Annotated in this window: 6 protein-coding genes; 2 read left to right on the top strand and 4 right to left on the bottom strand. The window is 53.0% G+C overall.

Features of this window, described 5'->3' with window-relative positions:
• Positions 1 to 196: 196 nt before the first annotated feature.
• Both ABLV75_RS15625 and ABLV75_RS15620 read left to right on the top strand, forming a co-directional pair.
• A complete protein-coding gene (locus ABLV75_RS15625; protein ID WP_024274570.1) occupies positions 197 to 652 on the top strand; it encodes a DUF4385 domain-containing protein in 456 nt (151 codons plus the stop codon).
• Between the two features lie 273 nt (positions 653 to 925).
• The gene (locus ABLV75_RS15620) at positions 926 to 2,224 is read left to right on the top strand and encodes an MFS transporter (RefSeq protein WP_004104606.1); all 1,299 of its coding nucleotides are present in this window, start codon (positions 926 to 928) and stop codon (positions 2,222 to 2,224) included.
• Between the two features lie 2 nt (positions 2,225 to 2,226).
• On the opposite strand, the gene ABLV75_RS15615 is transcribed toward ABLV75_RS15620, so the two are convergent.
• The 4 genes from ABLV75_RS15615 to ABLV75_RS15600 all read right to left on the bottom strand — a co-directional run bounded on the left by ABLV75_RS15615 (position 2,227) and on the right by ABLV75_RS15600 (position 7,455).
• Positions 2,227 to 2,553: a YfiM family lipoprotein gene (locus ABLV75_RS15615; protein ID WP_004104604.1), complete on the bottom strand. Its 327-nt coding sequence runs from the start codon at positions 2,551 to 2,553 to the stop codon at positions 2,227 to 2,229.
• 40 nt (positions 2,554 to 2,593) lie between these two features.
• A complete protein-coding gene (pssA, locus tag ABLV75_RS15610; RefSeq protein WP_004104602.1) occupies positions 2,594 to 3,949 on the bottom strand; it encodes a CDP-diacylglycerol--serine O-phosphatidyltransferase in 1,356 nt (451 codons plus the stop codon).
• Positions 3,950 to 4,042: 93 nt separating this feature from the next.
• Complete coding sequence (pat, locus tag ABLV75_RS15605) at positions 4,043 to 6,721, bottom strand: protein lysine acetyltransferase (protein WP_004104601.1); 2,679 nt, start codon at positions 6,719 to 6,721, stop codon at positions 4,043 to 4,045.
• Positions 6,722 to 6,756: 35 nt separating this feature from the next.
• Positions 6,757 to 7,455: a tRNA-uridine aminocarboxypropyltransferase gene (locus tag ABLV75_RS15600; RefSeq protein ID WP_016809503.1), complete on the bottom strand. Its 699-nt coding sequence runs from the start codon at positions 7,453 to 7,455 to the stop codon at positions 6,757 to 6,759.
• Positions 7,456 to 7,472: the final 17 nt, after the last annotated feature.

The following is a 7,472-nucleotide window of genomic DNA, read 5'->3' as shown; positions in this document are numbered from 1 at the left end:
CCATCCTGACGGATGGGCTTTTTGCGTTTTTGTCGTCTGAAACTGCCGGACATCGTTCTCCCTGTATCCAATATCCCTCATGAATCCTGCCGGATTTATGCTGTCTCCCTGTATAAGATCCAGAGTAATTCCCTCTCCACATTCCAGACTTATGTACCAGGCTTATAATATGTACCTGTGGGCATGAGAGAAAATAATGGCCATTAAGCCTTTTAATTACCAGCAAGACTTTTCCTGCATCGATTTTCGCCAGCACCCGGAGCTCTATCAGGTAGGAAGAGGCGAACAGGGCGTGTTGTTGGTTGAGCCCTATAAAAGCGAAATCCTTCCCTACTGGCGCTATAAAGATGAAGCATCCGCGACTGAATCTGCCAGGGAAATTTATCAGCTCTTCGAGTTTTATCGACAGCAGAATGATTTCGTTGGTATGGATATGGCACGAAAATTTATTCAGATGGGCTACACCCGGGCAAGGCGTTATGCCAATTACAAAGGTGGTAAAAAATATGCAAAGGATGGCTGCCTGAATCCACGTGGTAATGATCCTGTTAAGGCAGCAGCTGCGGCAGTCTTTAAACAATGGTGGGATAAACTTCGGCAGGATGAAGATTATCTCCAGAGAAAAAAGAAACATCAGGCTCAATGGGGGTAATTTTCAACCTCAATGTTCCTCGCCCCGCATAAATATTTACCGTGATTTAGCCTATATAAAAAACTGTATTGCCCGATCTTCACCATATTTCACTTTGTTAATCCTTAAGAATCTACTTTTAATCGCGAAAAGATACATTACGAAAAAAAATGTGAATAGCATCACAAACTAAAAAATAACAATTATATAACATTTGATTTACTAACTGATTTGCCTGATGGCGCGGGGACACCCGATGAGGCAGATTGCAGTCTTTGCTGGAGCAGAATTACAATGACAGAAAGCAGTATTAGCGAACGTGAATCGCTGGAACATGCCGATACCCGGCGCCGTATATGGGCCATTGTTGGGGCATCGTCAGGGAATCTGGTGGAATGGTTTGATTTTTATGTCTATTCATTTTGCTCACTCTATTTCGCGCACATCTTCTTTCCTTCCGGGAATACCACAACCCAATTGTTACAAACGGCAGGAGTGTTTGCTGCCGGTTTTCTGATGCGTCCAATCGGCGGATGGATATTCGGGCGCATTGCTGATCGTCGTGGACGCAAAACTTCTATGCTGATTTCCGTATGCATGATGTGTTTTGGTTCACTGGTGATAGCCTGCCTGCCGGGTTATGCAACGATAGGAACCTGGGCTCCGGCTCTGCTTCTGCTTGCACGTTTATTCCAGGGATTATCCGTCGGGGGGGAATACGGTACCAGCGCCACCTATATGAGCGAAGTTGCCGTAGAAGGTAAGAAAGGGTTCTATGCCTCATTTCAGTACGTCACGCTGATTGGTGGTCAACTTCTGGCGGTGCTGGTTGTTGTTGCATTACAACAGATCCTCAGTGATGAAGATCTTCATGCCTGGGGATGGCGTATTCCGTTTGCCCTTGGCGCAGTCCTGGCTATCGTGGCCTTGTGGCTGCGACGCCAGTTGGACGAAACTTCTAAGCAGGAAACGCGCGCGTTAAAAGAAGCTGGTTCGTTCAAAGGGCTCTGGCGTAACCGCAAGGCATTTATTATGGTACTGGGCTTTACTGCCGCCGGGTCGTTAAGCTTTTATACCTTCACCACTTATATGCAAAAATATCTGGTCAATACCGCGGGTATGACAGCGGGCACCGCCAGCATGATTATGACCGCTGCTTTATTTGTTTATATGCTGGTTCAGCCGCTTTTTGGCGCCCTCTCGGACAAGATTGGCCGTCGTACCTCAATGCTCTGTTTTGGCGCGTTGGTCACCCTCTTTACCGTGCCGATTCTTAATGCGCTACAAAACGTGAGTTCGCCGTATGCGGCGTTTGCTCTGGTGATATGCGCCCTGCTGATCGTCAGTTTCTACACCTCAATCAGCGGCATTCTGAAGGCGGAAATGTTTCCGGCCCAGGTACGTGCTCTGGGCGTTGGGCTTTCTTACGCTGTAGCCAATGCGCTATTCGGCGGCTCGGCCGAGTATGTCGCACTGTCGCTAAAATCTGTGGGAATTGAGCACGCTTTTTACTGGTACGTGACCGTCATGGGGGCGATTGCTTTTCTGGTCTCTCTGACGCTGCATCGTAAAGGTAAAGGGCTGCGCTTGTAGATTTATTGATGTGCCAGCTGCCATACCGCATAGCCGGTTGTGGCGCCTGCCACATCCCAGGCGAAATCTTTCCAGCTCCAGCCGCTCCCCGACGGGCGGCTGTCCCATAGCTCCTTCGATGCCCCTAAGCTCACGGAAAACATAAAGCCAATAGCGCCGCTCCGGTCGCGACTATAGCCTTGATGCTGGGCATATTCGTTACCTGCGGCAGAAAGCATCGCTGAGGCGAGGAAGTGCTGGGCTTTGTCCTGACCGCTCCATGAATCATTGGCCATATGGCTGCAGCCGGTCAGTAGTAACAGCGGGGCAATAAGCATGATATTGCGCATACAAATTCCAGGAAAAAGCCCCGCTGAGCGGGGCGGAAATTCAAAGAATACGGCTGATAAGGCGGTCGATTCGAATACGTCGCAGGCGTCTGATCAGTTTGCGTACTTTTATCGGGTAGTCGGCAATACTTTGTAGATCGCGATAGTGCTTAACGATCGTGGTATGTTTACGGATGAGGCTGAGTTCTTTTTCGCGCATGGCACCAAGCTGATGCTTTGGATCGTGGATAAGAATCGCGTTTTCCAAATCCAGCCGCCATGCGCGCGGGTTCAGGTTATTGCCGGTCAGTAGCATCCACTCATCATCAACCCACATGCCTTTCAGGTGATAGCTGTTATCATCATCCTTCCATAAACGGACAATGAGCTGGTCAGTATTCACGTAATACTGCAGACGGCTCAGGAAGCGCCGCAGATTAATTTCATAAAGATAGGGCAGCGCGCCGATAATTTTAAATGGCTGATCTTCCGGAATATAGAAATCATTGGCGGTTTTATCGCCGACGATAATTTCGACTTTTTTGCCACTCCGCAACAGCTGAATGATATTACGTACCAGCAGAGCCGGCAGGTTGAAATAGGGGGTGCAGATAGTCAGCTTATGTTCAGCGCAGGGCATCAGATGGAAAATGGTTTTATTCAGCAGGCTCGTCTTGCCCAGGCCAACTAGCGGGGTTACCGACAGCTGTTCTTCGTCGGCATCGCCTGGGAAATGGTAGCGGCTATCGCGCAGCTCCTGGCGGTACTGGCGGATTTCATTCTTGATTTCCGGGCTTTTTGGGCGATCGGCCTTATCAAGGCGGTTAACGCCGCGACCTTGCACCAGGTTGTTCGTAACCCAGTCAAACATCACATCGGCCATTTTCGCGTTGCGAATGCACTGGTAGCGATCATAACGATACTTATCGTGCTGATGCAGGTAAACGTCGTTCAGACTGGCGCCGCTGTAGAGAACGCAATCATCAATGATAAAGCCTTTGAAATGGAGGACGCCGAGAGCTTCCCGGGTATTGACCGGAACGCCATAAACCGGGATATCGACGCCAGGGTTCTCCTGCGCCATGCGGCAATACCAGTCGGCGTTGGTGTTTGACGCGGCGACGCCAATACGCCCGCGCTGGGCACGATGCCAGTCAACCAGCACCTGGACATCTAACTCTGGACGCTGACGCTTAGCGTCGTACAGCGCCTGCAAAATTCCTTTACCGCCATCATCCTGTTCCAGATAGAGCGCAATGATACAAATACGCTGGGTGGCTTGAGCTATCCTGGCCAGTAACGCTTGCCGAAAATCTGCCGGAGCGTAAAAGAACTCGATATCATCAACTGACTGAGAAAGCTTAGGGAGTTGGGCAAGGTGTTGTTGATGTTTATTGCGTTTAAATTTTGACAACATCACAGTGCGTTTCTTCTCTGTTTATTGAAGGGTCTTCTGTACCATGCAGACGACGTAAGCGGGCAATAATACCATTACTACCCGTTAAAGTAGTCAACAATTGCGGCCAGCCGATTGTAATTGCTCAGATACAAGCTGTAGAGACAAACTGACAATTCCATCTTCAAGCTGAATATCAACTGAGAATCCTAGCTTTCTGGCGAGTCCAATCATGCCTTTATTATTAGGCATAGTAATGCCATTCAGCCGCTGCAGACCGTGACTTTGCGTATAGGCAATGAGCTTTTCCAGTAGCTTACGGCCTAAACCCATACCCTTTAAATCAGAGCGCACCAGTACGGCAAATTCGGCATCGATGTTATCCGGGTCGGAGATCGCTCGCGTCACGCCGAGGATCTCATTCCCTTCAGCCGTCGTGCGCACGGCAACAAAGGCCATTTCTCGATCGTAGTCGATCTGCGTCATGTTAGCTAAATCATCGTGAGTAAATTCGTTGATTTCGCTGAAGTAACGATAATAAAGATCTTCCTTCGTGACCTGTGCGATAAAGGCCAGCAGCTGCGGCTCATCTTCCGGGAGTATGGGACGGAAAAGGCAGCGTTCGCCATTCTTCATCACTACCCACTCCTCCTGCTGCTGCGGATAAGGGCGGATGGCCAGGCGGCTTTCACTATCGCCAGTGAACGGCGCGAGAGTTAACGTGACGTCAAGCGCGGTAAACTCGTGACCGGAAGCCAGCAGAGGGTGGATATCGAGGCGCTGGATTTCCGGGCAGTCGACGATCAAATTCGATACCTGTACCAGTAGCTGACTCAGGCCGGGAATATCGAGCGGACGCAGCGCGCTGCGCCCGCGCACTTTTTTGCTTTTGATGGCCTGGATGACCAGGTAGCGCGCAAGGTTCATATTGAGCGGCGGGAGTGCGACGGCGGCCTGATCTTCTGCTCGCCATTCGACGCCGCCTTCGCCCAGCATGATCAGCGGTCCAAAAACCGGATCGTGCTCGACGACGACCCGCAGCTCCTGCGCCCCGGCTCGATTGGCCATGCTTTGCACCAGCAGTCCGTGAATACGCGCCTGCGGCCAGGTCATTTTGACGCGATCGATAATCGCGTCCGCGGCCTGCTGTACCTCGGTAGCCGTACGTAGGTAAAGCATGACCCCCTGGACTTCCGACTTATGGGGGATGTCTGGCGAGCGGAGCTTGAGCGCGACGGGGTAACCTATCTGTTCGGCGATATGCACGGCCTCGGCGCTATCCGCGGCAATCCACGTCGGTAGAGTATGAATACCGTAAGCACGCAGAACAGGACTCACTTCATGGGTATCCAGCGTGGTGGCACCTTCATTGATTGCGCGTTGTAACAGACTATGCGCTTCGGCTGTGTTAGTGGCTAATGAGACTGGCAGTACCGGGGTCTCTCTGAGCTGCTTCTGGTTACGCCGGTATTCCACCATATGCATAAACGCGGTTATCGTCCCTTCGGGGGTGCGATAGGTCGGTAGTCCCGCATCGCTAAACAGACGACGCGCCTCTTGCGATGAAAACTCACCGCACCAGTTAGTCAGAACCGTAACGTATTTACCGCGCGGGTGGCGCTTCAGGGCGTCAATCAGCGCCAGCGCGCTTTCCGTCCCCGGAGCAGCCGCGCTGGGTGAATGGATCACCAGCAGCGCGTCGTAATCATGGCTATCCAGCAGCACGTTCAGCGCTTTGAGGTAGTGCTCGCTACTGGCGTCATCGCGGAGATCCAGTGGGTTAGCGATATCCATGGTTTCAGGCAACGCCTGGCGGAGAAGATCGCTGGTCTCTTCGCTGAGAGCGGCAAGTTTGCCGTTGCGCAGCCAAAGCTCATCCAGCGCCAGCGCAGCCGGCGCTGCGCCGTTGCTGATAATCATGAGTTTCTCGCCGCGCAGTGGGCGCATATGGCTGAGGGTTTCCACCGCAGAGAACAGTTCGTGAGTATCCTGAACCCGCAACAAACCCGCGCGCTGAATAGCGGCGTCCCAGGCCGGATCCATACCGGAATTGACGTGTAGCAGCTTTTGCGCCGCCGGACTACGCCCGCTTTTGATCACCAGGATAGGCTTATTGCGCGATGCGCTACGGGCCGCGGAGACGAAGCGACGGGCGTCACTAAGGTGTTCAAGATAGAGCAGAATAGCGCTGGTTTTACTGTCGCGAGCAAGGAAATCGAGCAGGTCATCAACGTCGATATCCAGGCTATCGCCGAGCGCGATAAAGTAAGAAAACCCCATTTCGCGCTGCTGGGCCCAGTCGAGGATGGTGTTGGATACGGCCGCCGATTGCGAAATAAACGCCAGTTTACCGCGATGGATAGGAACCGGCGAAAAGCTGGCGTTTAGGCCCTGCCAGGGCGCAAGCAGGCCGAGACTATTCGGCCCGAGCAGGCGCATTTGATAGCGGGCGGCGCATTCAAGCAGCGCGGGATACTGTTCGGGTAGGGAAGAGAGAATAATGCAGGTCTTACACCCTTTTTGCCCCAACGCTTCCAGAAGCTCAAGGTTTCTTCGGGCATTGGTGCAAAGCACCGCGAGATCGGGGGTAAAGGGCAGGCTGTTGACGTCAGGCCAGGCCAGTACGCCCTGAACCGCTTTCCACGCCGGCGTAACGGGAAGGACAGGGCCGTTAAATCCGCCAGCCAGCAGGTTGCGCATCATCAGATAACCGGCGCGCTGTGGTTTCATTGATGCGCCGATAACGGCGATCGATTTCGGCCGCAGCAATGCTTCGAGGCCTCGTTGGCTCATTCCGGTCTCCTTTGATCCCCAGTGACCGAATGATTTTAAACGTTTTCTGTCAGTTGTGCTGTGATACCGCCCTTATGCTGCGTTTTTCCTGCCAGATAGCGCTTTCTGAATAAGCTGAAATGATCGCCAAGGGCGCTGGCTGCGGTGACATCCCCCGCAAGATCCAGCAGCGCTATGGCGACTTCAGCGGTACAGTATTGGCCTTCTGCATGGGCTTCTCGCAGGCGATAAGCGGAGACGCGGGACAGATCAACGGAAATCATCGGCAGCGCATCAAGCCAGGGACTTTTGCGGAACATTTTTCGCGCCTCGGGCCAGGTGCCGTCGAGCATAATAAACAGCGGAGGTTTGCCGGGAAGCGGTGCGTCAAGTACCCGGCGCCCGGCGCTGGCATAGGAGGCCGGAAAAACCACCATTGGCTGATATCTCGCGTCGGCAACGAGATCGAGAAGCGCCTGCGGCGGTTCGGTTCGCGACCATTGAAAGGCTTCCGTATCCGGCAGGATATCGGCAATCAGGCGTCCGGTATTGCTGGGCTTCATTGGCTCGGTATCGAACATCACCAGGCAAAAACGGCTGGTGGCGGCAACGGGATTAAGGGTCGCGCAGAGGCACTGTTTCAACGGCAGCAAACAGCGCTGGCAGCGGTGAATACGGTTGCCGCGAGCAAGAAAAGGCCGGGTGGCGCGCGCGAGACGTTCGGCGCGAAGGCGAAGGACGGCGTTATCAGTCATGGGGATCGCTAAGAAAA

The organism is Klebsiella sp. CN_Kp066 (genome assembly GCF_040065135.1).
In the GTDB taxonomy this organism is placed as follows: domain Bacteria; phylum Pseudomonadota; class Gammaproteobacteria; order Enterobacterales; family Enterobacteriaceae; genus Klebsiella; species Klebsiella oxytoca.
The sequence above is the reverse complement of the archived record's forward strand: the minus strand, read 5'-3'. Positions and strand labels throughout refer to the sequence as shown.

Coding starts and splice junctions, on each gene's coding strand:
- pssA (WP_004104602.1), bottom strand. CDS start 3,949: ATGTTGTCAAAATTTAAACGCAATAAACATCAACAACACCTTGCCCAA.
- ABLV75_RS15615 (WP_004104604.1), bottom strand. CDS start 2,553: ATGCGCAATATCATGCTTATTGCCCCGCTGTTACTACTGACCGGCTGC.
- pat (WP_004104601.1), bottom strand. CDS start 6,721: ATGAGCCAACGAGGCCTCGAAGCATTGCTGCGGCCGAAATCGATCGCC.
- ABLV75_RS15625 (WP_024274570.1), top strand. CDS start 197: ATGGCCATTAAGCCTTTTAATTACCAGCAAGACTTTTCCTGCATCGAT.
- ABLV75_RS15600 (WP_016809503.1), bottom strand. CDS start 7,455: ATGACTGATAACGCCGTCCTTCGCCTTCGCGCCGAACGTCTCGCGCGC.
- ABLV75_RS15620 (WP_004104606.1), top strand. CDS start 926: ATGACAGAAAGCAGTATTAGCGAACGTGAATCGCTGGAACATGCCGAT.